Annotated in this window: 25 protein-coding genes and 5 tRNA genes; 10 read left to right on the top strand and 20 right to left on the bottom strand. The window is 72.1% G+C overall.

What is annotated here, in order from left to right; all coding sequences use genetic code 11:
* Positions 1-104 precede the first annotated feature (104 nt).
* Positions 105-2294: an ATP-dependent DNA helicase RecG gene (recG, locus tag AB0O40_RS32225; RefSeq protein WP_365049013.1), complete on the bottom strand. Its 2190-nt coding sequence runs from the start codon at positions 2292-2294 to the stop codon at positions 105-107.
* Positions 2295-2320: 26 nt separating this feature from the next.
* Positions 2321-3955: a DAK2 domain-containing protein gene (locus AB0O40_RS32230; RefSeq protein ID WP_365049015.1), complete on the bottom strand. Its 1635-nt coding sequence runs from the start codon at positions 3953-3955 to the stop codon at positions 2321-2323.
* Positions 3956-4199: 244 nt separating this feature from the next.
* Between AB0O40_RS32230 and rpmB the strand changes: the two genes are divergently transcribed.
* Positions 4200-4385, top strand: a complete 186-nt coding sequence (gene rpmB, locus AB0O40_RS32235; protein ID WP_016642993.1) for a 50S ribosomal protein L28 — start codon at positions 4200-4202, stop codon at positions 4383-4385.
* Positions 4386-4524: 139 nt separating this feature from the next.
* On the opposite strand, the gene thiD is transcribed toward rpmB, so the two are convergent.
* Together thiD and AB0O40_RS32245 are read right to left on the bottom strand one after the other, a co-directional pair.
* On the bottom strand, positions 4525-5325 hold the full coding sequence (thiD, locus tag AB0O40_RS32240; protein WP_365049017.1) for a bifunctional hydroxymethylpyrimidine kinase/phosphomethylpyrimidine kinase: 801 nt from the start codon (positions 5323-5325) through the stop codon (positions 4525-4527).
* On the bottom strand, positions 5322-6296 hold the full coding sequence (locus AB0O40_RS32245; protein WP_365049019.1) for a thiamine-phosphate kinase: 975 nt from the start codon (positions 6294-6296) through the stop codon (positions 5322-5324). The genes thiD and AB0O40_RS32245 overlap by 4 nt, the downstream gene beginning before the upstream one ends.
* 254 nt (positions 6297-6550) lie before the next feature.
* On the opposite strand from AB0O40_RS32245, the gene AB0O40_RS32250 reads away from it, so the two are divergent.
* Together AB0O40_RS32250 and AB0O40_RS32255 are read left to right on the top strand one after the other, a co-directional pair.
* Positions 6551-6784, top strand: coding sequence for an Lrp/AsnC ligand binding domain-containing protein (locus AB0O40_RS32250; protein ID WP_365049021.1), 234 nt, complete (start codon positions 6551-6553; stop codon positions 6782-6784).
* Between the two features lie 20 nt (positions 6785-6804).
* Positions 6805-7281: a DUF3515 domain-containing protein gene (locus AB0O40_RS32255; RefSeq protein WP_365049023.1), complete on the top strand. Its 477-nt coding sequence runs from the start codon at positions 6805-6807 to the stop codon at positions 7279-7281.
* A 22-nt stretch (positions 7282-7303) separates the two neighbouring features.
* On the opposite strand, the gene AB0O40_RS32260 is transcribed toward AB0O40_RS32255, so the two are convergent.
* Genes AB0O40_RS32260 through AB0O40_RS32270 form a run of 3 tightly spaced genes read right to left on the bottom strand, consistent with a single transcriptional unit; the run spans position 7304 to position 10260 of the window.
* Positions 7304-8461 carry a D-alanine--D-alanine ligase family protein gene (locus tag AB0O40_RS32260; protein ID WP_365049025.1) on the bottom strand — a complete coding sequence of 386 codons (1158 nt, stop codon included), beginning with the start codon at positions 8459-8461 and terminating at the stop codon, positions 7304-7306.
* A 39-nt stretch (positions 8462-8500) separates the two neighbouring features.
* The gene (locus AB0O40_RS32265) at positions 8501-9511 is read right to left on the bottom strand and encodes an NAD(P)H-dependent glycerol-3-phosphate dehydrogenase (protein WP_365049027.1); all 1011 of its coding nucleotides are present in this window, start codon (positions 9509-9511) and stop codon (positions 8501-8503) included.
* Positions 9508-10260 carry a lysophospholipid acyltransferase family protein gene (locus AB0O40_RS32270; RefSeq protein ID WP_365049029.1) on the bottom strand — a complete coding sequence of 251 codons (753 nt, stop codon included), beginning with the start codon at positions 10258-10260 and terminating at the stop codon, positions 9508-9510. Before AB0O40_RS32270 ends, AB0O40_RS32265 begins: the two co-directional genes overlap by 4 nt.
* A 143-nt stretch (positions 10261-10403) precedes the next feature.
* Between AB0O40_RS32270 and cofC the strand changes: the two genes are divergently transcribed.
* Positions 10404-11087: a 2-phospho-L-lactate guanylyltransferase gene (gene cofC / locus AB0O40_RS32275; protein WP_365049031.1), complete on the top strand. Its 684-nt coding sequence runs from the start codon at positions 10404-10406 to the stop codon at positions 11085-11087.
* Between the two features lie 31 nt (positions 11088-11118).
* Positions 11119-11322 carry a hypothetical protein gene (locus tag AB0O40_RS32280; protein ID WP_365049033.1) on the top strand — a complete coding sequence of 68 codons (204 nt, stop codon included), beginning with the start codon at positions 11119-11121 and terminating at the stop codon, positions 11320-11322.
* A gap of 119 nt (positions 11323-11441) precedes the next feature.
* Here AB0O40_RS32280 and AB0O40_RS32285 read toward each other — a convergent pair whose 3' ends face one another.
* From AB0O40_RS32285 to leuC, 4 genes are all read right to left on the bottom strand, one after another.
* On the bottom strand, positions 11442-12131 hold the full coding sequence (locus AB0O40_RS32285; RefSeq protein WP_365049035.1) for an HU family DNA-binding protein: 690 nt from the start codon (positions 12129-12131) through the stop codon (positions 11442-11444).
* A 143-nt stretch (positions 12132-12274) separates the two neighbouring features.
* Positions 12275-12502 carry a hypothetical protein gene (locus AB0O40_RS32290; protein ID WP_365049037.1) on the bottom strand — a complete coding sequence of 76 codons (228 nt, stop codon included), beginning with the start codon at positions 12500-12502 and terminating at the stop codon, positions 12275-12277.
* Positions 12503-12617: 115 nt separating this feature from the next.
* Positions 12618-13211 (bottom strand): 3-isopropylmalate dehydratase small subunit, encoded by a 594-nt coding sequence (gene leuD / locus AB0O40_RS32295; RefSeq protein WP_365049039.1) that lies wholly within the window; start codon positions 13209-13211, stop codon positions 12618-12620.
* Between the two features lie 5 nt (positions 13212-13216).
* On the bottom strand, positions 13217-14641 hold the full coding sequence (gene leuC, locus AB0O40_RS32300) for a 3-isopropylmalate dehydratase large subunit (protein ID WP_365049041.1): 1425 nt from the start codon (positions 14639-14641) through the stop codon (positions 13217-13219).
* A gap of 186 nt (positions 14642-14827) precedes the next feature.
* Between leuC and ndgR the strand changes: the two genes are divergently transcribed.
* Entirely contained in the window at positions 14828-15544 is a 717-nt protein-coding gene (ndgR, locus tag AB0O40_RS32305) for an IclR family transcriptional regulator NdgR (RefSeq protein ID WP_037837458.1), read from the top strand.
* A gap of 197 nt (positions 15545-15741) precedes the next feature.
* Here ndgR and AB0O40_RS32310 read toward each other — a convergent pair.
* The 9 genes from AB0O40_RS32310 to AB0O40_RS32350 all read right to left on the bottom strand — a co-directional run bounded on the left by AB0O40_RS32310 (position 15742) and on the right by AB0O40_RS32350 (position 19756).
* Positions 15742-15814: transfer RNA gene (locus tag AB0O40_RS32310), tRNA-Glu, on the bottom strand.
* 16 nt (positions 15815-15830) lie between these two features.
* A tRNA-Gln gene (locus AB0O40_RS32315) sits at positions 15831-15902 on the bottom strand.
* A 21-nt stretch (positions 15903-15923) separates the two neighbouring features.
* Positions 15924-15996 (bottom strand) — tRNA-Glu (locus AB0O40_RS32320).
* Positions 15997-16058: 62 nt separating this feature from the next.
* A tRNA-Glu gene (locus AB0O40_RS32325) sits at positions 16059-16131 on the bottom strand.
* 29 nt (positions 16132-16160) lie between these two features.
* A tRNA-Gln gene (locus AB0O40_RS32330) sits at positions 16161-16232 on the bottom strand.
* 86 nt (positions 16233-16318) lie between these two features.
* A complete protein-coding gene (locus tag AB0O40_RS32335) occupies positions 16319-17059 on the bottom strand; it encodes an HAD family hydrolase (RefSeq protein WP_365049043.1) in 741 nt (246 codons plus the stop codon).
* A gap of 111 nt (positions 17060-17170) precedes the next feature.
* Positions 17171-18646 (bottom strand): glutamate--tRNA ligase, encoded by a 1476-nt coding sequence (gene gltX, locus AB0O40_RS32340; RefSeq protein WP_365049044.1) that lies wholly within the window; start codon positions 18644-18646, stop codon positions 17171-17173.
* Entirely contained in the window at positions 18639-19415 is a 777-nt protein-coding gene (locus tag AB0O40_RS32345; RefSeq protein WP_365049045.1) for a fumarylacetoacetate hydrolase family protein, read from the bottom strand. The genes gltX and AB0O40_RS32345 overlap by 8 nt, the downstream gene beginning before the upstream one ends.
* Before the next feature lie 149 nt (positions 19416-19564).
* Positions 19565-19756 (bottom strand): hypothetical protein, encoded by a 192-nt coding sequence (locus AB0O40_RS32350; protein ID WP_365049047.1) that lies wholly within the window; start codon positions 19754-19756, stop codon positions 19565-19567.
* A gap of 604 nt (positions 19757-20360) precedes the next feature.
* Here AB0O40_RS32350 and AB0O40_RS32355 point away from each other — a divergent pair.
* From AB0O40_RS32355 to AB0O40_RS32370, 4 genes are all read left to right on the top strand, one after another.
* Positions 20361-24146, top strand: coding sequence for a nitrate- and nitrite sensing domain-containing protein (locus tag AB0O40_RS32355; RefSeq protein WP_365049049.1), 3786 nt, complete (start codon positions 20361-20363; stop codon positions 24144-24146).
* 9 nt (positions 24147-24155) lie between these two features.
* A complete protein-coding gene (locus AB0O40_RS32360) occupies positions 24156-24569 on the top strand; it encodes a roadblock/LC7 domain-containing protein (RefSeq protein WP_365049051.1) in 414 nt (137 codons plus the stop codon).
* Positions 24570-24720: 151 nt separating this feature from the next.
* Positions 24721-25113 (top strand): DUF742 domain-containing protein, encoded by a 393-nt coding sequence (locus AB0O40_RS32365; RefSeq protein ID WP_365049053.1) that lies wholly within the window; start codon positions 24721-24723, stop codon positions 25111-25113.
* A partial coding sequence (locus AB0O40_RS32370; protein ID WP_365049055.1) for an ATP/GTP-binding protein occupies positions 25094-25420 on the top strand: 327 nt, incomplete at its 3' end. The genes AB0O40_RS32365 and AB0O40_RS32370, both read left to right, overlap by 20 nt.

Consider the following 25420-nt stretch of genomic DNA (forward strand, 5'->3'; position numbering starts at 1 on the left):
CCCGCCCAAGTACGTCCAGTAATCGGGCGACCCTCCGCCTTGCGATGCACGGCGCCAGACGACGCGGGCTTAACCGGCAAGATCCGAAAGAGACGGCCCCTGGCTCAGCCCTTCTCCAAGTACCGCTCCCGCTCGGCGTCGACCAAGGCGTCCAGGGCCGTGCGCAGCGCGGGCAGGCCGGCCAGCTCCGGATCGGCCGCCACCACCGCGGCGGCCTCCTCCCGGGCCTGGGCGATGACCTCCTCGTCCTCGAGGACGGACAGCACCCGCAGCGAGGAGCGGACGCCGGACTGGGCCTGGCCCAGCACATCGCCCTCGCGGCGCTGCTCCAGGTCGATCCGGGACAGCTCGAAGCCGTCGAGGGTGGCCGCCACCGCGGCCAGCCGGGCCCGGGCGGGGCTGGCCTCGGGCATCTCGCTGACCAGCAGGCACAGCCCGGGGGCCGAGCCGCGGCCGACCCGGCCGCGGAGCTGGTGCAGCTGGGAGACGCCGAAGCGGTCCGCGTCCATGATCACCATCACGGTGGAGTTGGGGACGTTGACCCCGACCTCGATGACGGTGGTGGCGACGAGGACCTGCACCTGGCCGGCGGCGAAGCGGCGCATGACGTCGTCCTTGTCGGCCGGGTCCATCCGGCCGTGCAGCACCTCGACGGCGAGTCCGGCGAGCGGGCCGGTGCGCAGCTGCTCGGCGATGTCGACCACGGCGAGCGGGGGCCGCTTCTCCGCCTCGTCCTCGGCGGCGGGCTTCTTGGCGTCGTCCTCGCCGTCCCCGATGCGGGGGCAGACGACATAGGCCTGGTGGCCGCCCTCGACCTCCTCCCGGACCCGCTCCCAGGTGCGGGCGAGGAAGTGCGGCTTGTCCTTGGCGGGCACCACGTGGGTGGCGATCGGGGAGCGGCCGGCGGGGAGTTGGTCCAGGACGGAGGTCTCCAGGTCGCCGAAGACCGTCATCGCGACGGTGCGCGGGATGGGGGTGGCGGTCATGACCAGGAGGTGCGGGGGCTGCTTGCCCTTGCCGCGCAGGGCGTCGCGCTGCTCCACGCCGAAGCGGTGCTGTTCGTCGACCACGACCAGGCCGAGGTCGTGGAACTGCACCTTGTCCTCGATGAGCGCGTGCGTGCCGATGACGATCCCGGCCTCGCCGGTGACCAGGTCCAGCAGTGCCTGCCGCCGGGCGGCCGTCCCCATCGACCCGGTGAGCAGCACGACCTTGGTGGCGTGCTCACTTCCCCCGAGCATGCCCCCCTCGGCGAGCTCCCCCATCATCTCGGTGACCGACCGGTGGTGCTGCTGCGCCAGCACCTCGGTGGGCGCCAGCATCGCCGCCTGCCCCCCGGAGTCCACCACGGCCAGCATGGCCCGCAACGCCACCAGCGTCTTGCCCGAACCGACCTCGCCCTGGAGGAGGCGGTGCATCGGGTGGGAGGTGGCGAGGTCGGCGAAGATCTCGCGGGAGACCTGCTGCTGGCCTTCGGTGAGGGTGAAGGGGAGCTTGGCGTCGAAGGCGGTCAGGAGGCCGGAGTCGGCGGGGCGGCGGGCGACGGCGGGGAGCTGGGTGTCGGCGTGCCGGCGGCGGGCCAGGGCGACCTGGAGGACGAAGGCCTCGTCCCACTTCAGGCGCTCGCGGGCCTCCTCGATGTCGGCCTTGGTGCGCGGCCGGTGGATCTTGAGCAGGGCCTCGGGGAGGGTGAGCATGCCCCGGCCGGCCCGCAGTGCCTCCGGGAGCGGGTCCGCGGCCTCCTGGGCGCTGGGGAGCACGGCGTCCACGGCCTTGGCGATCTTCCAGCTCTCCAGCTTGGCGCAGGCCGGGTAGATCGGGATCAGCTGGTGGGCGAAGGCATCCACCGCCGAGGCGCCCGCGTCCGCGCCGAGGAGTTCGTACGCCGGGTGGGAGAGCTGGAGCTTGCGGTTGAACATGCCGACCTTGCCGGCGAACATCGCGCGGCTGCCGGGCAGCAGGTCCTTGTGGGGCTTGTGCACACCGGAGCCGAAGAAGACCAGCTGGAGCCGGCCGTACCCGTCGGTGATGGTGACTTCCAGGCGTCTGCCGCGGCCGCCGTTGAAGGTCAGCACCCGGGCGTCGGCGACCTGGGCGACCACCGTGACGTGTTCGTCGAGCTGGTCGCCGAGCTCGGCGAGCGGGGTCAGCTCCCCGCGCTCGGCGTACCGGCGCGGGTAGTGGTGGAGCAGGTCGCCGACCGTGTGCAGGGCGAGGTTCTCGGCGAGCACCTTGGCGGTGGCGGAGCCGAGCGAGTTCTTCAGGGGTTCGTCGAGCGCGGGCACGTGTTCCATTCCACACCATGCCGCCGACAAGCCCGTTACTCGACGCCGATCAGCAGGGGCGCGCAGTGCCGGCCGCCGTGGTAGGTCACGGTGTCCACGGCCAGGTGGTGTTCGCGTACGTACGCCTCGAGGCGGTCGGCGAGGGCGTCGGGCACCTCGGGGCCGAGCACCAGGGTGACCAGCTCGCCGCCGGAGCCGAGCATCCGGGCGAGCACCGCCTCGGCGGTGTCGGAGAGGCCGGCGCCGATCACGGCCACGTCCCCGTCGATCAGGCCCAGCACGTCCCCGGCCTGGCAGATGCCGGCGGAGGTGAAGGAGCGGCGCTCGGCCACGGCCAGTTCGCCGTAGCGGGTGGCGCCGGCGGCCGCGGTCATGGCGACGACGTCCTCGTCGAAGCTGCCCTCGGGGTCGTGCACGGCGAGTGCGGCGAGTGACTGGACGGCGGAGCGGGTGGGGATCACGGCGACCCGGACGCCCTCGGCGCGGGCCTGTTCGGCGGCCGCGGCGGCGGTGTGCCGCCAGGCCGCGTCGCCGGGCAGCAGGACGACCTCGCGGGCGTGCGCCCGGTGGACGGCGTCGAGCAGCGCGCCGACCGCGGGCGGCTCCCCGGGCCGGGCGAGCACGCTGGTGGCCCCGGCCTCCTCGCAGAGGCCGGCCAGCCCCTCCCCCGGCACGACGGCGACCACGGCGCGCTGCACCCGCTCGCCACGGGCCCGGCGGCGCTGGTCGGCGAAGTGCGTGATGCGGATCCGGTAGGGCCGGCCGGCGTCGATGCCGGCCTCGACCGCGGCGCCGGGGTCGTCGACGTGGACGTGGACGTTCCAGAGCCCGTCGCCGCCGACGACCACGAGCGAGTCGCCGAGGGCGTCCAGCCGGCCGCGCAGCGGGGGGAGCGCGGTGTCGGGTGCCTCGAGCAGGTAGATGACCTCGTACGCGGGACCCTCGCCGGTCCCCGCGGCGCAGGGTTCGGGCTCGTACGGGACGGGGACGGCGGGGCCGCGCACCGGTTCGGGGGCCAGCTCCTCGCCGGAGAGGGCCTGCCACAGGGCGCCGAGGACGGCGACCACGCCGCAGCCCCCGGCGTCGACCACGCCGGCCCGGCCGAGGGCGCCGAGCTGGCCGGGGGTCTGCTCCAGGGCGGCCCGGGCGCCGTCGTAGGCGGCCCTGGCGACGTCGGCGGCGTCCTCGCCGGCGGTGGCGGCGGCCCGGGCGGCGGCGCCGGCCACGGTGAGCATGGTGCCTTCGACGGGGTGGGCGACGGCCTGGTAGGCGGAGGCGGCGGCCCGGGCCAGGGCCTCGGCCAGCGGCCGCCCGGAGCCGGCACCCGCGTCGCCGGCGCCGGTGCCGCTCTCCTCGGCCAGTACCTCGGCCATGCCGCGCAGCAGCTGCGCCAGGATCGTGCCGGAGTTCCCGCGGGCGCCTATGAGGGCGCCGTGCGCGTACCCGCGGACGGCTTCGGCGAGCGAGGGCGCGGGGGCGGTGAAGACCTCGTCGAGGGCCGCGGCGGCGGCTTCGGCGGTCAGGTAGAGGTTGGTGCCGGTGTCCCCGTCCGCGACCGGGTAGACGTTGATCGCGTCGATGTCCTCGCGGGCGCGGTCCAGGGCGGCCAGCGCCAGGGAGCTCCAGGTGCGCACCGCATCGGCGTCGAGGGTGTGCGGCACGTGAGCCACCGGGGTCTCCTCCTTGGACGGACGGGTCTGCTCCGCAGGGTAACGAAGGGGGCGGGGCGGACCGGGGTCCGTCCGGGGCGGAGGGTCCGGGAGCCGTGGTAGTTTTCTTGTACGGGAGCAGCCGTTGTATGCTGCTCCGGTTGCCCGACGAAAGTCGGGCCATTCCCCCGGCAAACCACTTCAGATCTCTGATCCGGTGCGCCGGATTTCACTGTAAGTGCATCTGAAGTCTTTGGAGTGACCTGTGGCTGCCAACTGCGACGTTTGCGGCAAGGGGCCGGGCTTCGGCAACAACATCTCGCACTCGCACCGTCGTACGCCCCGTCGCTGGAACCCGAACATCCAGCGTGTGCGTGCCGTCGTGAGTGGGACGCCGAAGCGCCTCAACGCCTGCACCTCGTGCATCAAGGCCGGCAAGGTCTCGCGCTGACGCTTCCCGTCGTAGCGCAGCCCTTTCCGGTTGCCTTGAAAGCCGGTCCACCTCGGTGGGCCGGCTTTTGACTTTCCCGGACGCGTGCGAAGGCCCGGATCCCTTGGGGGTCCGGGCCTTTCGTGCGTGCGGCGGGCGGTCAGGCGCGCTGCCGCCAGGCGTGGTCCACCGGGCCGATGCCGGTGCCCAGCGTGAAGCCGGCGGCGATCGCCCCGGTGACGTACTCCTTGGCGGCCGTGACGGCGGCGGGTACGTCCAGTCCGCGGGCCAGTCCCGCGGCGATGGCGCTGGCGAGGGTGCAGCCGGTGCCGTGGGTGTGCCGGTTGGAGTGGCGGGGGGCGCGCAGCCAGAGTTCGGTGGTGCCGTCGGTGAGCAGGTCCACGGCCTCGTGGCCGGCGGCGAGGTGGCCGCCCTTGATGAGGGCCCAGCGGGGTCCGAAGGCCAGTACGGCCTCGGCGGCCCGGCGCAGGTCCGTCTCGGCCTCGACCCGGACTCCTGTGAGTTGGGCCACCTCGTCCAGGTTGGGCGTGGCGACGGTGGCCGCGGGCAGCAGGAGGTGGCGTACGGCGTCCAGGGCGGAGGCGGCGAGCAGGGCGTCGCCGTGCTTGGAGACGCCGACCGGGTCGACCACGGCGGGCGCGTCGGTCCCGGCCAGCAGGCCCGCGACGGTCTCCACCAGCTCGGCCGAGGCCAGCATGCCGGTCTTGACCGCCTGGACCCCGATGTCGTCCACCACGGCCCGGTACTGGGCCGTGACGGCCTCCGCGGGCAGTTCCCAGGCGCCGTGCACGCCGCGGGAGTTCTGGGCGGTGACGGCCGTGACGACGCTCATGCCGTGCACGCCGAGGGCGAGCATGGTCTTGAGGTCGGCCTGGATGCCCGCGCCGCCGCCGGAGTCGGATCCGGCGACGGTCAGGCAGCGCGGCGGGGCCGGGCTCATACGGCGTCCTCGATCTCGCCGCCGAAGTGGTCCCAGCCGCCGGTGCTGGTCCAGGGGGCGCCGTCCACGGTCACCTGGGGCTGCGCGGAGGGGTTCAGGACCTCGCCGATGACCTTCCAGCGGGCCGGCAGCTTCACGTCCGGCGGGAAGGTGGCGACGATGGCGTGGTCCTCGCCGCCGCTGAGCACCCACTGGAGCGGGTCGACGCCGACGGCCTGACCGATGTCGTTCATCTGCGTGGGGATGTCGATGGCGGCCGAGTGCAGGTCGATGCGGACCTTGCTGGCCTCGGCGATGTGGCCGAGGTCGGCGACCAGGCCGTCGCTGACGTCCGTCATGGCGGTGGCGCCGAGGCCGGCGGCGGCGGGGCCGGCGTGGTACGGCGGCTCCGGGCGCCGGTGCGCCTCGACGAAGGCCCGCGGGGAGCGGAAGCCGCGGGAGAGGACCGCGAAGCCGGCGGCGGACCAGCCGAGCCAGCCGGTGACGGCGACCACGTCGCCGGGCTGGGCGCCGGCCCGGGTGACCGGTTCGTGGTTGCGCAGGTCGCCGAGGGCGGTGATGGCGACGGTGATGGTGTCGCCGCGCACCACGTCCCCGCCGACCACGGCGGCGCCCGCGACCTGGCACTCGTCGCGCAGCCCGTCCATCAGCTCGGTGGGCCAGGTGACCGGGAGTTCCGCGGGGACCACCAGGCCCAGCAGGAGGGCGGTCGGCACGGCGCCCATGGCGGCGATGTCGGCCAGGTTCTGCGCGGCGGCCTTGCGGCCGACGTCGTAGGCGGTGGACCAGTCCCGGCGGAAGTGCCTGCCCTCCAGCAGGATGTCGGTGCTGGCCACGACCCGCCGGTCCGGGGCCGTGACGACCGCGGCGTCGTCGCCGGGACCGAGCCGTACCGCCGGGGTGGTGGTCAGCCGCGAGGTCAGCTCTCTGATGAGCCCGAACTCCCCCAGCTCGCCCACGGTGCCCTTCATCGCTGTGCTCCTTCTGGCCCAGTGGGCTTGCGGTCGCGAGCCGTCACTGCTGTAGGTACCGTCAACAGATACGTCAACTTCTGTTCTCCGTACGCCCCGCCGAGCGCGGCGCCGGGTCCTCGGGTCTCCCCGCGGCACGCGGCGACGCGGTACCGTGGCGTCCCTTCTTCCCTGGGGCCCCGCCGAATCAGGGGCGGGCTCGTCCCCACCCGAAGGTTAGGGGAGATCATCCTCGTGGCCGCCCTGGAGGTTCCGTGGTACAGGCGTACATCCTCATCCAGACCGAGGTGGGCAAGGCGTCGCTCGTCGCCGAGTCCATCGCGAAGATCCCGGGGGTGATCCAGGCGGAGGACGTGACCGGTCCCTACGACGTCATCGTGCGGGCCCAAGCCGACACGGTAGACGACCTGGGCCGCATGGTGGTCGCCAAGGTCCAGCAGGTGGACGGGATCACCCGCACCCTGACCTGCCCGGTCGTCCATCTGTAGCCCCCGTCTAGTCTTGGCCGGTGACGTCCAACCGCCTCCGGCCCCTTCTGATCCCCTCGCTGGCCGCCGTGCTCGCCCTCGCGGGGTGCACGTCGGACGACGCGCGGGCGGCGGTCACTCCCCCGCCCGCGCCGGCGGCGGACGTGGCGAAGGTCTGTGCGGCGCTGCACCGGGAGCTCCCCGAGACGGTGGCCGGCCGGGACCGCATCGATCCCGAACCCGCGTCCGACCTCACGGCCGCCTGGGGCGGCGCAGCGATCGTACTGCGCTGCGGCGTCCCCCGGCCCGCGAAGATGGATGATCCGATGGCCCTCGGGGCCGAGTGGGACGGCGTGGGCTGGATGGCGGAGGAGCTCCGGTCCGGCGGGGTCCGGTTCACCAGCACCTACCGCGAGGCCTACGTCGAGGTCGTGGTCGCGCAGGGGGTCGCCACCGAGGTCGGCGTACTGGACCCGATCGTGGCCGCGGTAAAGAAGACGGTCCCGCCCACAGTGTGAGCGGGACCGGCTCCCGGATCCGCTAGCGCAGGCCCGTCGGGCGGCGCAGGGCCGCCTGGATCAGGAGGTCGACCAGCTCGGGGTACGAGACGCCCGACTCCTGCCACATCCGCGGGTACATCGAGATCGGGGTGAACCCCGGCATGGTGTTGATCTCGTTGATGACGAAGCGGCCCTCGTCGGTGAGGAAGAAGTCCGCGCGGACCAGGCCCTCGCAGGAGGCCGCGTCGAACGCCTTGACCGCCAGCGCCTGGACCTCGGCGGTCTGCGCGTCGGTGAGCGGGGCCGGCACGATCCCGGAGGCGGAGTCGATGTACTTCGCCTCGAAGTCGTAGAAGTCGTGGCTGGAGACCGGCGGGATCTCGGCCGGCACGCTGGCGCGCGGGCCGTCCTCGAACTCCAGCACCCCGCACTCGATCTCGCGGCCGGTGAGCAGCGACTCGACGAGGATCTTGGGGTCGTGGCGGCGGGCCTCGGCGACCGCCTCGTCCAGCCCGGAGAGGTCGTCGACCTTGGTGATGCCCATCGAGGAGCCGCCGCGGGCGGGCTTCACGAAGAGCGGCCAGCCGTGCTCGCCGGCGAAGTCCACGATCTTCTTGCGGGCGGCGGCCGGGTCGAGCTCCCACTCGCGCGGGCGGACGACCTCGTACGGGCCGACCTCGAGGCCGAAGGAGATGAAGACGCGCTTCATGTACTCCTTGTCCTGGCCGACGGCCGAGGAGAGCACGCCCGAGCCGACGTAGGGCACGCCGGAGAGCTCCAGCAGGCCCTGGAGGGTGCCGTCCTCGCCGTAGGGGCCGTGCAGCATGGGGAAGACGACGTCGACCTCGCCCAGGGCCTTGGGGACGGCGCCCGGCTCGGTGTAGACGACCTCGCGGTTGGCGGGGTCGACGGAGAGCACCACGCCGCCGTCGGCGGAGTCGGTGAGCTCGGAGACGTTGGGCAGCCGGCGGTCGGCGATGGCCATCCGCTCGGGCTCGTCCGCGGTCAGGGCCCAGCGGCCGTCCGTCGTGATGCCGATCGGCAGCACTTCGTACTTGCTGCGGTCGATCGAGCGCAGGACCGCGCCCGCGGTGACGACCGAGATGGCGTGCTCCGAGCTGCGGCCGCCGAAGACGACGGCCACCCGCGGCTTGCGGCCCTGCTGCTCAGGGGTCTGGGGGAGGTTCTCGCTGCTCATATCGCCACGAGGGTACCCGCTCATGCGTCCGGAAAGGTGTCAGCTGCGTTCCGGTTTGGCGCTGCGCCCCATGAGTTCCTTCAGTGCGACCAGCGGCGGCTTGCCCTCGTGGACGATGTCGACGACGGTGTCGGTGATGGGCATGTCGACGCCGTGGCGGCGGGCCAGATCGGCCACCGACTGGCAGGACTTGACGCCTTCCGCGGTCTGCTTGGTGACCGCGATGGTCTCCTCGAGCGTCATCCCGCGGCCGAGGTTGGTGCCGAAGGTGTGGTTGCGCGAGAGCGGCGAGGAGCAGGTGGCGACCAGGTCGCCGAGGCCGGCCAGGCCGGAGAAGGTGAGCGGGTCGGCGCCCATCGCGAGGCCGAGCCGGGTGGTTTCGGCCAGGCCCCGGGTGATGAGGGAGCCCTTGGCGTTGTCGCCCAGTCCCATGCCGTCCGCGATGCCGACGGCCAGGCCGATGACGTTCTTGACGGCGCCGCCCAGTTCGCAGCCGACCACGTCGGTGTTGGTGTACGGCCGGAAGTACGGGGTCATGCAGGCGCTCTGGAGCCGCCGGGCGACGGCCTCGTCGGTGCAGGCGACCACGGAGGCGGCGGGCTGCCGGGCGGCGATCTCCCGGGCCAGGTTGGGACCGGTGACCACGGCGACGCGCTCGGCGGGCACCTTGGCGACCTCTTCGACGACCTCGCTCATCCGCTTGGCGGTGCCGAGTTCGATGCCCTTCATCAGGGAGACGAGGACGGTGTCGGCGGGCAGCAGCGGCGCCCATTCGGCGAGGTTGCCGCGGAGCGTCTGGGAGGGCACGGCCAGGACGGTGAAGTCGGCGCCGCGGGCGGCCTCGGCCGGGTCGGTGGTGGCGCGCAGGTTGGCGGGGAGTTCGACGCCCGGCAGGTAGTCGGGGTTGGTGCGGGTGGCGTTGACGGCCTCGGCCAGTTCGGGACGGCGGCCCCAGAGGGTGACCTCGCAGCCGGCGTCGGCGAGGATCATGCCGAAGGCGGTGCCCCAGGAGCCGGTGCCGAAGACGGCGGCCTTGACGGGACGGTTCACTTGGTGCCCTCCCCCGTGGACTTGCGCCGCTGCTCGGCCCGGGCCTTGCGGTGGTCGTACGGCTCGGCCGGGGCGGGCTGCTGGCGCAGCTCCTCCAGCAGGGCGGTGATGGCCGCCATGATGACCTCGGTGGCTTCCTTGAGGACTTCGGGCGTGGCGTCGCGGCCGTAGAACTCCGAGAGGTCCACCGGCGGGCCGGCCAGGACCTGGAGGGTCTTGCGGGGGAAGAGGCTGAGCTTCTTCTCCCGGGCGTACGGCGGCATCGCGAGGTTGGCGCCCCACTGGGCCACCGGGATGACGGGCGCCTTGGTCATGAGGGCGACCCGGGCGGCGCCGGTCTTGCCGGCCATCGGCCACTGGTCGGGATCGCGGGTGAGGGTGCCCTCCGGGTAAAAGGCGACGCATTCCCCGCGCTCGATGGCGTCCACGGCGGCCCGGAATGCGTCCAGGGCGTTGGTGGACTCGCGGTAGACCGGGATCTGGCCGGTGCCGCGCAGGATCATGCCCACGAAAGGCGCCTTGAACAGGGCGGCCTTGGCGAGCAGCCGGGGCACCCGGCCGGTGTTGTACTGGAAGTGCGCGTAGGACAGCGGGTCCAGATACGAGTTGTGATTGACGGCGGTGATAAAGCCGCCGTCGGCCGGAATGTGTTCCATTCCCCGCCAGTCCCGCTTGAACAGCACTACCAGCGGCGGTTTTGCGATGACCGCCGCCAGGCGGTACCAGAAGCCGATTCTGCGGCGGGACACTCGGACACCTTCCTCTTGGACCGGGGCGGGGCGCGGGGCACCCGGGGGCCGGACAAGTGTGGCCCCGGGTCCGGTCTCTGTCGAGAACACCGTACGCCCCGCTCGCGGGACGGTACCCCCTGTCGGCCGGGACCGGGGGGACAATGGGGCGCACGCGCACGCTTTCCGGGGAGGGGGCCGTCACGAACACCGCCTGGACGCTGGTCGTCCCGTTGAAGCCGCTGTCGGAGGCGAAGAGCCGTCTGGCGGCGGCCGCCGGTGCCGCCCGCCCCGCACTGGCCCTGGCGTTCGCGCTGGACACCGTCGCGGGGGCGCTGGCCTGCGCCGCGGTCCGGGATGTGGTGGTCGTCACGGACGACCCGGTGGCGGGTGCGGAACTGGCCGGGCTGGGTGCGCGGGTGCTGCCGGACCTGCCGGCGGCGGGGCTGAACGCCGCGCTGGCGCACGGGGCGCGGGCGGTCCGGGCCCGGCGTCCGGGGGCCGCGGTGGCGGCGATGAACGCCGACCTGCCGGCGCTGCGGCCGGCGGAATTGCAACGCGTGCTCGAAACGGCCGGGGCATTTCCCCGGGCATTTCTGGCGGATGCGGCGGGAATCGGTACGACCCTGCTTTCCGCGGCACCGGGGGTGGAATTGGCACCCGCGTTCGGAGGGCCTTCGCGGGCCCGGCATTCCGCTTCCGGAGCGGTGGAAATCCGGTTGAGCGGGGTGCCGAGCGTACGGCGGGACGTGGACACCGGCACGGACCTGGAGGCGGCCGCGGCGCTGGGCCTGGGGGCCCGTACGGCCCAGCTGTACGGGTCCGTCCGGGTGCCGGAACACCGCTGAACGGGCCGGCCGGCGCCTATAAGGTGCGGGTATGCAGGCAACCGCGTACACGTACGAACCCGAGACCCGCACCGGCAGCGTGCTGCTGGACGACGGCACCCCGGTGTCCTTCGACGCACCGGCCTTCGACGCGGGGGGCCTGCGGCTGCTGCGCGCGGGCCAGCGGGTGCGGATCGAGACCGAGGGTTCGGGGACCGCGCTGCGGATCACCCTGATCACGCTGCAGACCCTCTGACCTGTCGGAAGGCCGGCCCGACGGCTGCCGCGGGCGTCGCGGACACGCCGCGGGCCGGTGTCCCCGGCAAGGGGGCACCGGCCCGGCGCCTTCCGTCCCGACCTTCGGATTCCGTCGGCCTACTTGCGGGCGGCCGTCTTCTTCGCGGTGGTCTTGCGCGCCGTGGTCTTCTTGGCGGGCGCCTTCTTCGCGGTGGCCTTCTTGGCGGGGGCGGTCTTCTTGGCGGTGGTCTTCTTCGCCGCCGTCTTCGCCGGGGCCGCCTTCTTCGCCGCGGCGGTGGTCTTCTTGGTGGCCGCGGTGGTCTTCTTGACGGCGGTGGCCTTCTTCGCCGTGGTCTTCTTCGCGGCGGTGGCCGTGGTCTTCTTGGCCGCGGTGGTCTTGGCCGGAGCGGCCTTCTTCGCAGCGGCCTTCTTGGCCGTGGTGGCCTTCTTGGCGGCGGCCTTCTTGACCGTCGTACGGCTGCCCGAGGCGGCGGCCATCAGGCTGCCCTTGGGGGCCTTCTTGACGGCCACCTCGTCGCCCTTGGGGAGCTTCTTGGTGCCGCTGACCAGGTCCTTGAAGCCCTGGCCGGCGCGGAAGCGGGGGACCGAGGTCTTCTTGACCCGGACGCGCTCACCCGTCTGCGGGTTGCGGGCGTACCGGGCGGGGCGGTCGACCTTCTCGAACGAGCCGAAGCCCGTGACCGAGACCCGGTCGCCCGCGACGACCGCGCGGACCATCGCGTCGAGCACCGCGTCGACAGCGTCCGCGGCCTGCTGGCGGCCGCCGAGCTTGTCGGCAATCGCTTCTACGAGCTGCGCCTTGTTCACGTCTTCCCCTTCGGAGACATTGCCAGAACGAATGTGTTCAAGCTTTTTCGCACGTTAGGCGGATATATACCGCAAATCAAACACGAAACGGGCTAATCACCCTAGTGCCGCAACGATGCGGACCGTTGCGGAGTTCCTTCGCATCAGTCGCCTTCAGGGAATCGACCCTCGTCGAGGTCCTTCATCAACCTGTCCAGGCGCCTTGCCGCATCGGCGAGATCATGCTTCGCCGCGGCGGTGGCGACCAACAGCTTCCGGGACAGCGCCATCCTTACGCCCTCCGGGACTTGCAGTGAGCGCACCCTTGTGTGTGCTTCTTTCAACCGGTCCGCGACGAGTTCGTAGAGCTCGAGTTGAGTGTCGCGTTCCATGCACAGATTGTGCCATCTGGGGCGAGTTGTCGCCTCACGGGGCCTCAACATACGACTGTGCCCCCCGTCCGGAGACGGGGGGCACAGTCGTTGTCCAGTAGCGAATAAGCCCTGATCAGGCCTGAATCGTGCGCGGTTTGAAGGCCGGCCGGGTGCTTTCGTAAGCGGCGATGTCGGCTTCGTTCTGAAGGGTGAGCGAGATGTCGTCCAGTCCCTCCAGCAGTCGCCAGCGGGCGTTCTCGTCCAGCTCGAACTCCGCCTCGATTCCGGCTGCCGTGACCTTCCGCTCGACCAGGTCGACGGTGACCTCGGCGGTCGGGTCGGCCTCGGTCAGCTCCCACAGGCGCTCCACCGTCTCCTGCGGCAGGACGACGGTGAGCAGACCGTTCTTGAGCGAGTTGCCGCGGAAGATATCGGCGAACCGGGCGGAGATGACGGTCTTGAAGCCGTAGTTCTGCAGGGCCCAGACGGCGTGCTCGCGGGAGGAGCCGGTGCCGAAGTCGGGGCCGGCCACCAGGACGGTGGCGCCCTGGCGCTCGGGGCGGTTCAGCACGAACTCGGAGTCCTTGCGCCAGGCCTCGAAGAGCCCGTCCTCGAACCCGTCCCGGGTGATCTTCTTCAGCCAGTGGGCCGGGATGATCTGGTCGGTGTCGACGTTGCTGCGGCGCAGCGGGACGGCCCGGCCGGTGTGCGTGGTGAAAGCTTCCATGGTTCTCAGACTCCGGCGGGCGTGGGGGCGTCGGACAGGTCGGCGGGCGAGGCCAGGTGGCCCAGGACCGCGGTGGCGGCGGCCACCTGGGGGGAGACCAGGTGGGTCCGGCCGCCCTTGCCCTGCCGGCCCTCGAAGTTGCGGTTGGAGGTGGACGCGGAACGCTCACCGGGGGCCAGTTGGTCCGGGTTCATGCCCAGGCACATGGAGCAGCCCGCGTGCCGCCATTCGGCGCCGGCGTCCTTGAAGACCTTGTCCAGGCCCTCCTCGACGGCCTGCAGGGCCACCCGGACGGAGCCGGGGACGACCAGCATCCGTACGCCGTCGGCGACTTTGCGGCCCCCGATGACACCGGCGACGGCGCGCAGGTCCTCGATGCGGCCGTTGGTGCAGGAACCTACGAAGACGGTGTCGACCTTGATGTCGCGCAGCGGCTGCCCGGCGGTCAACCCCATGTACTCCAGGGCCTTTTCGGCGGCCAGGCGCTCCGAAGCGTCCTCGTACGAAGCCGGGTCGGGGACGGCGGCGGACAGCGGCGCGCCCTGGCCCGGGTTGGTGCCCCAGGTGACGAACGGGGAGAGCGCGGCGCCGTCGATGACGACCTCGGCGTCGAAGACCGCGTCCTCGTCGGTGCGCAGGGTCTTCCAGTAGGCGACCGCCGCGTCCCAGTCCTCGCCCACGGGGGCGTGGTCGCGGCCCTGGAGGTAGTCGAAGGTGGTCTGGTCCGGGGCGATCATGCCCGCGCGGGCGCCGGCCTCGATCGACATGTTGCAGACGGTCATGCGGGCTTCCATCGACAGCTTCTCGACGGCCTCGCCGCGGTACTCCAGGACGTAGCCCTGGCCGCCGCCGGTGCCGATCCGGGCGATGATCGCCAGGATCAGGTCCTTGGCCGTGACGCCCTCGGCCAGCTCGCCGGTGACGGTGATCGCCATGGTCTTGGGGCGGGCCAGCGGCAGCGTCTGGGTGGCCAGCACGTGCTCGACCTGGCTGGTGCCGATGCCGAAGGCCAGGGCGCCGAAGGCGCCGTGCGTGGAGGTGTGGGAGTCACCGCAGACCACCGTGGTGCCCGGCTGGGTCAGTCCCAGCTGCGGTCCCACCACGTGGACGACGCCCTGCTCGACGTCGCCCAGCGGGTGCAGCCGGACGCCGAACTCGGCGCAGTTCTTGCGCAGCGTCTCCAGCTGGGCCCGGGAGACCGGGTCCGCGATGGGCTTGTCGATGTCCAGGGTGGGGGTGTTGTGGTCCTCGGTGGCGATGGTGAGGTCGAGGCGGCGGACCGGACGACCGTTCTGGCGCAGGCCCTCGAAGGCCTGGGGGCTGGTCACCTCGTGCAGCAGGTGCAGATCGATGAAGAGGAGATCGGGCTCGCCCTCGGCGCGCCGGACGACATGGTCGTCCCAGACCTTCTCCGCGAGTGTCCTACCCATCGCTTTCCCTCCGGTCGGCCGGTCGGCCGACGCTCCTAGAGATCTTTTCGAGGCCGCGTGCGCCCGTACCCCACGTGCCGGACGGACGGGCTCTGACCCGTGGTTTCCGGGCCCGCACCTCTAGCCTGGCGGGTTCTCCGGAAAATTGAACTTGCGTTTCACAGTGTGAGACGTGAATATCGTTGCATGGACAACTCTAGCGGCGTCGGCGTTCTCGACAAGGCAGCTCTGGTATTGAGCGCACTGGAGTCCGGTCCGGCCACCCTCGCCGGGCTGGTCGCGGCGACAGGGCTCGCACGACCCACGGCACATCGCCTGGCCGTGGCACTGGAACACCACCGGATGGTGGCGAGGGACATGCAGGGCCGGTTCATCCTCGGTCCGCGGCTGGCAGAGCTTGCCGCCGCGGCCGGCGAGGACCGCCTGCTGGCCACGGCGGGACCGGTACTCACCCACCTGCGCGACGTCACCGGCGAGAGCGCGCAGCTCTACCGCCGGCAGGGCGACATGCGCATCTGCGTGGCGGCGGCCGAGCGGCTGTCGGGTCTGCGGGACACCGTCCCGGTGGGCTCCACGCTCCCGATGAAGGCCGGCTCGGCGGCCCAGATCCTGATGGCCTGGGAGGAGCCCGAGCGGCTGCACCGGGGCCTGCAGGGCGCCCGGTTCACGGCCACGGCCCTGTCCGGCGTGCGCCGGCGCGGCTGGGCGCAGTCGATCGGCGAGCGGGAGCCCGGTGTGGCCTCCGTCTCGGCGCCGGTGCGCGGGCCCTCGAACCGCGTGGTGGCGGCCGTGTCGGTCTCCGGGCCGATCGAGCGGCTGACCCGGCACCCGGGCCGGATGCACGCGCAGGCGGTCATCGACGCCGCCGCGCGCCTGAGCGAGGCCCTGCGCCGCTCCGGCTGACCTGCCCGACCCTTTTCCCCTCCCCCGGGCCCGGGGGCGCTCACGACGCCGCAACCGTCCTGCCGAGCGCCTTCGGGCCCGTTCGTCTGCCCGTTCGTCGACCCGGGGCGGCGCCACCCGGCGCGCCAACGGCCGCCGACCGGACGGGAACAGCGAGAAGGCCCCCCGCGACGAACGCGGGGGGCCTTCTCTGTGCGTACCCCCGACCGGATTCGAACCGGCGCTACCGCCTTGAGAGGGCGGCGTGCTAGGCCGCTACACAACGGGGGCTTGCTTTGGTACTGCGCTGGGCTACCAGGACTCGAACCTAGAACAAAGGAACCAGAAACCTTCGTGTTGCCAATTACACCATAGCCCAATGAGGTCTAGACAACCTCAGTACCCCCGACCGGATTCGAACCGGCGCTACCGCCTTGAGAGGGCGGCGTGCTAGGCCGCTACACAACGGGGGCCCTAGCGATCCTGCATCGAGACGTCCGGGTGCGACCCATGGAGATCTCGCGGGAAGGATCTGTACCCCCGACCGGATTCGAACCGGCGCTACCGCCTTGAGAGGGCGGCGTGCTAGGCCGCTACACAACGGGGGCAAAGCACTGCGTCTACTACTTGCACTGCGCTGGGGTACCAGGACTCGAACCTAGAATAAGGGAACCAGAAACCCTCGTGTTGCCAATTACACTATACCCCACCAAAAGTCAACCCCCTGTCGGGGACTTCCTCTTGAGTGGCGCCCCCGTCCGGCCTTTCGGCCCGCTCGGCGGCGCAGAAAGAACATTACCGGAAGGGTGACTCAGCTCCAAAACGGGTATCCCCGGCCAGCAGGGCGGGCAGCTCGGTGAGCCCGGTGATCCGGTGGACCCCCTCTGGAAGCACCCCTTCCGCGAGCGCCCCCGCCGTCCCGGAGCGGTCCAGCCAGATCCCCGCGAGGCCCGCGTCCCGGGCCCCCTCCGCGTCGATGTCCAGCCGGTCCCCCACGTACGCGACCGCGCCCGGGGCCAGTCCCATGGCCTCGCAGGCGGCCCGGAAGGCCTCGGCGGCCGGTTTGCTCACGCCCAGTTCGGCGGCGCACAGCAGCACCTCGAAACGCCCCCGCAGGCCCAGCTCGCGCAGCTTGACCTCCTGGTTGGCCCCGGAGGAGTTGGAGAGCACGCCGTGCCGGTAGCCGGGCGTCAGGGCGTCCAGGGCCGGGACCACGTCCGGGAAGACCGCCCAGGCGGCCCGGTAGTGCGCGACGTACCCGTCGAACCAGGCGTCCGCGCCCGCGTCCGTCAGCTCCGGCCGGGCCAGGAAGTCCCGTACCCGATCGCGGCGCTGGCCCTGGAAGTCCACCCGGCCGGCGGCGAACCGGTCCCAGTGGCGGTCGGTGATCGTGCGCCAGAGCGCGAGGGCGTCGGCGGGCGTGCCGTAGGCGCCGGCCAGCCCCTCCTGCGCGAGGTGCCGGGAGAGCCCGGTCCGGTCGGCCCCGGTGTAGTCGAAGAGGGTGTCGTCGATGTCCCACAGCACGGCCTCGATCATGCGGCCGAGGCTACTCCCCCGGGCCGGCGCCCGGAGGGGTCCCGGGAACGCCGCAGGGGGCGGCGGCCCGGTGACGGGACGCCGCCCCCTGCGGGGACGTACGGGCGGGCCTCAGCCGGCCAGCCGGGCCAGGGCCGCGTCGATGCGGGCCAGCGACCGGTCCTTGCCCAGGATCTCCAGGGACTCGAAGAGCGGCAGGCCGACCGTGCGGCCGGTGACGGCCACCCGGACCGGGGCCTGGGCCTTGCCGAGCTTGAGGCCGTGGGCCTCGCCGGCGGTCAGCACGGCCTGCTTGAGCGACTCCGGGTCGCTCCAGTCGGCCGCGTCCAGGTTGGCGCGGGCGGTGGTCAGCAGGGCCGCGGGCTCGCCCTTCATCGCCTTGTCCCAGGACGCCTGGTCCTGCACCGGCTCCTTGAGGAACAGGAAGTCGACGTTGGCGGTGATCTCCGACAGGACGGTCATGCGCGTCTGGGCGTACGGCGCGATGCGCGCCCACGCGTCGGCGTCGAAGTCCTCGGGCGCCCAGTTGGCGTGCGGGGCCTGGAGCCACGGGGTGCACCGGTCGGCGAAGACCTTCGGGTCGAGCAGGCGGATGTGGTCGCCGTTGATCGACTCGGCCTTCTTGAGGTCGAAGCGCGCCGGGTTGGCGTTGACGTCCGGGATGTCGAACTTCGCGACCATCTCCTCGATCGAGAAGATGTCCTGGTCCTTGGAGAAGGACCAGCCGAGCAGCGAGAGGTAGTTCAGCAGGCCTTCGGGGAGGAAGCCGCGCTCGCGGTACAGGTTGAGCGAGGCCTCGGGGTCGCGCTTGGAGAGCTTCTTGTTGCCCTCGCCCATCACGTACGGCAGGTGGCCGAAGGCCGGCACGGCCTTGGCGACGCCGAGCTCGATCAGGGCGCCGTAGAGCGCGATCTGGCGCGGGGTGGAGGACAGCAGGTCCTCGCCGCGCAGGACGTGGGTGATCTCCATCAGCGCGTCGTCGACCGGGTTGACGAGCGTGTACAGCGGGGCGCCGTTGGCCCGGACGATGCCGAAGTCCGGGACGTTCTCCGGGCTGAAGGACAGCTCGCCGCGGACCAGGTCCGTGAAGGTGATCGTCTCGTCGGGCATCCGGAAGCGGACGATCGAGGAACGGCCCTCGGCCTCGTACGCGGCCTTCTGCTCGGCGGAGAGCTCGCGGCACTGGCCGTCGTAGCCGGAGGGCTTGCCGGCGGCGCGGGCGGCGTCGCGGCGGGCGTCCAGCTCCTCGGTGGTGCAGTAGCAGGGGTAGGCGTAGCCGCCGTCCTGGAGCTTCTGCGCGACGTCCTTGTAGATGTCCATCCGCTGCGACTGGCGGTAGGGCGCGTGCGGGCCGCCGACCTCGGGGCCCTCGTCCCAGTCGAAGCCGAGCCACTTCAGCGAGTCCAGGAGCTGCTCGTACGACTCCTCGGAGTCGCGGGCCGCGTCGGTGTCCTCGATGCGGAAGACGAACGTGCCGCCGTGGTGCCGGGCGAAGGCCCAGTTGAAGAGGGCGGTGCGGACCAGGCCCACGTGGGGGTTGCCGGTCGGCGAGGGACAGAAACGTACGCGGGGGGTCGCGTTAGCCACGCTTGATCACCTTGTTGGTGAGAGTGCCGATACCTTCGATGGTGACGGCGACCTCGTCGCCGACGTTGAGCGGGCCGACCCCCGCGGGGGTGCCCGTGAGGACCACGTCGCCGGGGAGCAGCGTCATGGCCTCGGTGATGTGCACGATCAGGTCCTCGATGGGCCGGACCATCTCGCTGGTGCGGCCGAGCTGGCGCTGGGCGCCGTTGACCGTGCACTGGATCGCCAGATCACCCGGGTCCAGGTCCGTCTCGATCCAGGGGCCGAGGGGGCAGGCGCTGTCGAAGCCCTTGGCCCGGGCCCACTGGCTCTCCCGCTGCTGGACGTCGCGCGCGGTGACGTCGTTGGCGCAGGTGTAGCCGAGGATGACGTCCTTGACGCGCTCGCGCGGGACCTCGCGGCACATCCGCCCGATGACCACGGCCAGCTCGGCCTCGTGGTGCAGCTCCTGGGAGAAGGAGGGGTAGACGATCGGGTCGCCGGGGCCGACCACGGAGGTGGAGGGCTTGAAGAAGGCGACCGGGACCTCGGGGACCTCGTGCCCCAGCTCCGCGGCGTGCTCGGCGTAGTTGCGGCCGATGGCCACGACCTTGTTCGGCAGCACGGGCGGCAGCAGGCGGACCTTGCTCAGCGGGACCTTGGTGCCCGACAGCTCGAAGTCCGCGAACGGGATGCCCTTGATGATGTCGAGGACGAGCTCGTCGGGGGCATCGCCCTCGACCGCTCCGAAGGCGACATTGCCGTCGATGGAGAACCTGGCGATGCGCACGGGAAGGTTTCGCCCCTCACTGGTACTGGACCTGGTCTGGACTGCCCTGGTGGAGTCCGGCGGCTCCAGGCTATCCCGCACGGGAGGGGTGGCCGCGCGCCGAGACGGCGCCGCGCGCGGGACGCGGCGCCCGGGTGCCTCGGGGGCCGCTACTCGGCGGCGACGGCCGCGACGGGGGCGTCCATCAGGACGGTGCGGCGCGGGTTCGCGGTCTGGGTCGGCAGGTCGACGGAGTGCTCCGGCTGTGCGACCGCGGGGGCCAGCTCCTCGGCGTCCTTGAGGTGCGCGAGGGTGGTGCGGCGCGGGTTGGCTATGTTGCGGAACATCATCGTCGTCTTCATCGCTGCGTCGGAACCTTGTCGGTGATGCGGGGCCCGGGGGCGCCGGTTGTCGGATGTGCCATCCCTGTAAACAGCCAGGCTAAACATCCGACTACCCGGGAAACTCTGGAACCTTGACCCCCGGGCATGTGAGTTTGCTCACGAGCGGCCCGGCATTTAGGACATAACGCGCAGTCATTTCCCTCCGGGAAAACGGACATTGTGCCACTGAATGCGCCATTCCGCTCCTGATCATCTCGTCTGGGACATGCCAACGGAGTAAGTGATTCATAAACGAAAGTCCGATTCACCCCGAAACGCTGTCCACGTGGTGTAGTCCAGCCGACACGGGCGGTCACCGATCTCCGGGGCTGGTACTCGCACCTTGTTGGAGATCCGCCACTGTGCTGGAATTCCGGGGACCGCCGCGTCATTCAGCCGGCGCGCAGAGGGCGCTCAGCAGCGCCGTGCGGCGGTGCGGAAGGGGAGAAGCGCCGGTCACCCACGACCACACATGAGGCTCGTCTGAGCCCCACGACTCGACACCGTCCCGCCGGCTCCACCCGGTGGGACGCCTGGTCCAGAGGTTGCGACGCTAGTGCAGGGACGTTTCAAGAGGGATGGAATGGGGTCCCCCCAGGCCCCCCGGGGCCGAGGGGACGCTGCGGCGGAGCAGGAGCCGCGCGGCGTAACCGACCGTGGCTCCGCGCCCCAGCACGCCCAGAACCACGGGCCGGCGGCGGACGGCTCGGGCAACGGCCCGGCCGCCGCGACGTCGAAGGCCAAGGGCAAGGGCAAGGGCAAGAGCGCGAAGGCCCCCAAGGGCAAGGCCGCCAAGCCGGACGACGAGCCCCAGGGCCGGTCCATATCCGAGGCCCCCAGTGGGCCCGGTTCCCGGCTCGCCCTGCAGAACTGGCGCATCTCCACGCGTCTGGTCTCCCTGCTGGCGCTCCCGGTCGTCGCCGCCACCTCGCTCGGTGGCCTGCGCATCAACGAGTCGATGAACGACATGGCGCAGCTGGAGCACATGCAGCTGCTGACCACCATGACCAAGCAGGCGACCGCGCTGGCCGCCGCGCTCCAGGACGAGCGCGACAAGTCCGCGGGCCCGCTCAAGAGCACGCCCGGCAAGCCGAACAGCCTCGTCGAGGGCGTCCGCGAGAACACGAACGTCGCCTCCAAGGCGTTCATCGCGGCCACCGAGAACATCGACACCGAGGACAAGCGCGACGAGACCCTCGACTCGATCCGCAACAACGTCCTCCAGATCAGCCGCCAGCTGACCGAGCTCGAGACGATCCGCAAGACCGCGTACCAGGACGGCGCCCAGCAGACCGTCTCCGAGTACAGCCAGCTGATCACCGCGCTGCTCAGCCTCTCGCAGGACATGGCCCAGGCCACCTCCAACCCCGAGATGATCAAGCGGACCCGCGCCCTGACGTCGTTCTCCTCCGCCAAGGAGTACGCCTCGATCCAGCGCGCCGTCATCGCGTACGCCCTTCCCGACAGCAAGGGCAAGACCGGCGAGCTCAAGGAGAACGACCGGCTCTACGCGTACGCCGCGCTGAAGTCCGAGGGCGAGGCCCGCAAGACCTTCGACCTCGTCTACCAGGGCAAGGCCGAAGAGCTCACCGAGACGCTGAACGACAGCCACGCGGACATCTCCACGGCGGACCACTACGCCAAGCGCGTCCTCGGCAACGACGGCCAGTTCGCCAAGGAGGTCAAGTTCAACTCCTGGATGGACTGGTACGACACCGACGACGTCAAGATCCAGGCCATGAAGACCATCGAGCTGACGCTGCTCGAGGACATGGAGGTCAAGGCCCGCGAGCTGAAGCAGGAGTCGCAGCGCGACGCCATCATCAACGGTGCGCTGATCCTCCTCGTCCTCGGCGTCTCGCTGGTCGGCGCCTTCGTCGTGGCCCGGTCCATGATCCGGTCGCTGCGCCGGCTGCAGGACACCGCGACCCGGGTCGCCCAGGAGCGGCTGCCCGAGCTCGTCAAGCAGCTGTCCGAGTCCGACCCGCAGGACGTGGACACGTCCGTGGAGTCGGTCGGTGTGCACTCCCGGGACGAGATCGGCCAGGTGGCCGCGGCCTTCGACGACGTGCACCGCGAGGCCGTCCGCCTCGCCGCCGAGCAGGCCCTCCTGCGGGGCAACGTCAACGCGATGTTCACCAACCTCTCGCGCCGTTCGCAGGGCCTCATCCAGCGCCAGCTCTCGCTCATCTCCGAGCTGGAGTCGCGCGAGGCCGACCCGGACCAGCTGTCCTCGCTCTTCAAGCTCGACCACCTCGCCACCCGCATGCGCCGTAACGGCGAAAACCTCCTCGTCCTCGCGGGCGAGGAGCCCGGCCGCCGCTGGACCCGTCCGGTCCCGCTGGTCGACGTCCTGCGTGCCGCCGCGTCCGAGGTGGAGCAGTACGAGCGCATCGAGCTGGCCTCGGTCCCCTCGACCGACGTCGCCGGCCGCGTGGTCAACGACCTCGTGCACCTGCTCGCCGAGCTGCTGGAGAACGCCACGTCGTTCTCCTCCCCGCAGACCAAGGTCAAGGTCACCGGTCACGCGCTGCCCGACGGCCGGGTGCTGGTCGAGATCCACGACACCGGCATCGGCCTCTCCCCCGAGGACCTGGCCGCGATCAACGAGCGGCTCGCCGCGCCGCCCACCGTGGACGTCTCGGTCTCCCGCCGCATGGGTCTGTTCGTGGTCGGCCGCCTGTCCCTGCGACACGGCATCCGCATCCAGCTGCGTCCCTCCGACTCCGGCGGTACGACGGCCCTCGTCATGCTCCCGGTCGACGTCGCCCAGGGCGGTCAGAAGCCGGGCGCGCCCGGCGTCCCCGGCCAGGGCGGTGCGCCGATCCCCGGCTCCCGTCCCGGTGGCGGCGCGGTGCCGCAGGGCGGCGCGGCCGCCCGGCTCGCCGCCGGCGCCTCGGCCGGCCGCGGCCAGGTGGCGGCGGGCGGCCAGCGGGCCGCACTGCCCGGCCGCGACGGCGGACAGCGTCCGCCGCAGGGCGGCCGTCCCCAGAACCAGCCCCCGGCCCAGGGCGGCACCAACGCCTTCGGCGCCGGTGCGCCGATGGCCCCGCGCGGTGGCGCCGGTGCCCCGCAGGGTCCCGGCCGGCCGGCCGCCGGCCCCGGTGCCGGTTTCCCGCAGGGCAACGCCTTCGAGCGGCCCGCCGCTCCGCAGCGCCCCGTCCAGCCGCAGCCGCCGGCTCCGGCCGCCCCGGCTCCGGCGGCGCCCGCCCCGGCCCGGGCCGCGGACGACCAGCGCGGTGCCCGGCCCCAGCTGCCGGCCCGCGGCGGTGCGCCCCGCGCCGAGCTGCCCGGCGGCCCGCAGACGGGTGCCCAGTCGGGTGCGCAGACCACCAGCTGGGGCATGGACCCGGCCGCCCGCGGCGGTCAGGAGACCCCCCGCGGTCACGACGAGGTACAGGGCCCCGGCGCCACGGCCGAGTTCGCCCGCCCGGACTTCGGCGCCCCGGCCCCGACCGGCTCCACCACGGGCCAGTTCGCCCGGCCCGGGTACCAGGACGCCTCCACGACGGGCCAGTTCGCCCGCCCGGAGCTCCAGGACCCCTCGACCACCGGTCAGTTCGCCCGCCCGGACCAGCAGAACGCCTCCACCACGGGGCAGTTCGCCCGCCCGGACGTCCAGAACGCCTCCACCACGGGCCAGTTCGCCCGCCCGGAGCTCCAGGACCCGGCGTCGACCTCGCAGTTCGAGCGTCCCGACTTCGCCCCGCGGCCCGGCGGCCCGGGTGTCGGCGGCTACCCCGCCCCGGGCTCCGGCGCCGACGCGTTCGGCCCCCGGCCGGGCGCGCCCGGTCTGCCGGCCGCCCACCAGCCGGAGGCGCTGCCGCCGGCCCAGGGTCCCGTCGACGGGCGCACCCCGCTCTTCGACAACCTGGAGTCGAACTGGTACCCGCCGCAGGGCCAGCAGGCCCCCGCGCCGAACCAGTCCGTCCCCCAGCAGCCGCAGCAGTACCAGCCGCACCTCCAGCAGCAGGCGCCCGCCGCTCCCCAGCGGCCGGCCGCCCCGCAGCGGGCCCAGGAGCGCGGCGAGGACGCCCTGACGGCGACCGGCGCCACCCCCACGGTCAACTGGCGCAGCTCGCCCAACGACGAACTGATGCGGCAGGCGGAGCGGGTGCGCCAGCCCGCCGCCGGCGGCATCACCACCTCGGGCCTGCCCCGCCGGGTGCCTCGCGCCAACCTGGTCGCGGGCACCGCCCAGCAGTCGGCCGACACCCAGACCGGTCCCTCCGTCTCGCGCGCCCCCGACGACGTGCGCGGACGGCTGACCAACCTCCGCCGCGGCATCCAGCAGGGACGCCAGGCGGGCGGCAACGGTCCGGCCACCGGCAGCTACCACGTCGGCCCCACTCACCAGCAGGAGCGATAGTTGAGTTCGATGAGCCAGGCGGCACAGAACCTGAACTGGTTGATCACCAACTTCGTGGACAACACCCCTGGGGTGTCCCACACCGTGGTGGTCTCCGCCGACGGTCTCCTGCTGGCGATGTCCGAGGGCTTCCCCCGTGACCGCGCCGACCAGCTGGCGGCCGTCGCCTCCGGACTGACCTCGCTGACCGCGGGCGCGTCCCGGATCTTCGAGGGCGGCCCGGTCAACCAGACCGTGGTGGAGATGGAGCGCGGCTTCCTCTTCCTCATGTCCGTCTCGGACGGCTCCTCCCTCGCCGTGCTCGCGCACCCCGAGTGCGACATCGGCCTGGTGGGCTACGAGATGGCCCTCCTGGTCGACCGCGCGGGCAGCGTCCTCACCCCGGACCTGCGCGCCGAACTGCAGGGAAGCCTGCTCATCTGACCGCCATCCCCCGGCCGGACGGTACTGCCGGCCGGGGAATCCGGGGCCCTGCCCCGGATGTCCCAGTACCACCGTCAGGCCGCACGCCCCGTCCCCCCACCGGCCCCCGTCAGACGGCACGCTGACCACTGCTGTCCAGCCCGGAGGATCCATGACCCCGCCCCCCGCCTACTCCGATTCGTACGACCAGTCGTACGCGGAAGGCGACCAGCCGCTGGTGCGTCCTTACGCGATGACCGGCGGCCGGACCCGGCCCCGCTACCAGCTCGCGATCGAGGCCCTGGTCAGCACCACGGCCGACCCGGTCCACCTTGCGGGCCTGCTTCCCGAGCACCAGCGCATCTGCACGCTGTGCCGGGAGGTCAAATCCGTCGCCGAGGTGTCGGCACTGCTGTCGATGCCGCTCGGCGTCGCCCGGATCCTCGTGGCCGACCTGGCCGAGGCCGGAATGGTGGCCATCCACCAGCCGGGCAATGGAGAGGCCGGCGGCACGCCGGATGTAACGCTGCTCGAAAGGGTGCTCAGTGGACTTCGCAAGCTCTAACGGCGGAGCGGCCCGCTCCACCACCTCCGCGAAGATCGTGGTGGCGGGCGGCTTCGGCGTGGGCAAGACCACGTTCGTCGGCGCCGTCTCCGAGATCAACCCCCTGCGCACCGAAGCCGTCATGACCAGCGCCTCCGCCGGCATCGACGACCTCACCCACACCGGAGACAAGACCACCACCACGGTGGCCATGGACTTCGGACGCATCACCCTCGACCAGGACCTCATCCTCTACCTGTTCGGCACCCCCGGACAGGACCGCTTCTGGTTCATGTGGGACGACCTCGTCCGCGGCGCCATCGGCGCG

Origin of the sequence: Streptomyces sp. NPDC089919 (genome assembly GCF_040684615.1) — a bacterium.
Taxonomy (GTDB): Bacteria; Actinomycetota; Actinomycetes; order Streptomycetales; family Streptomycetaceae; genus Streptomyces.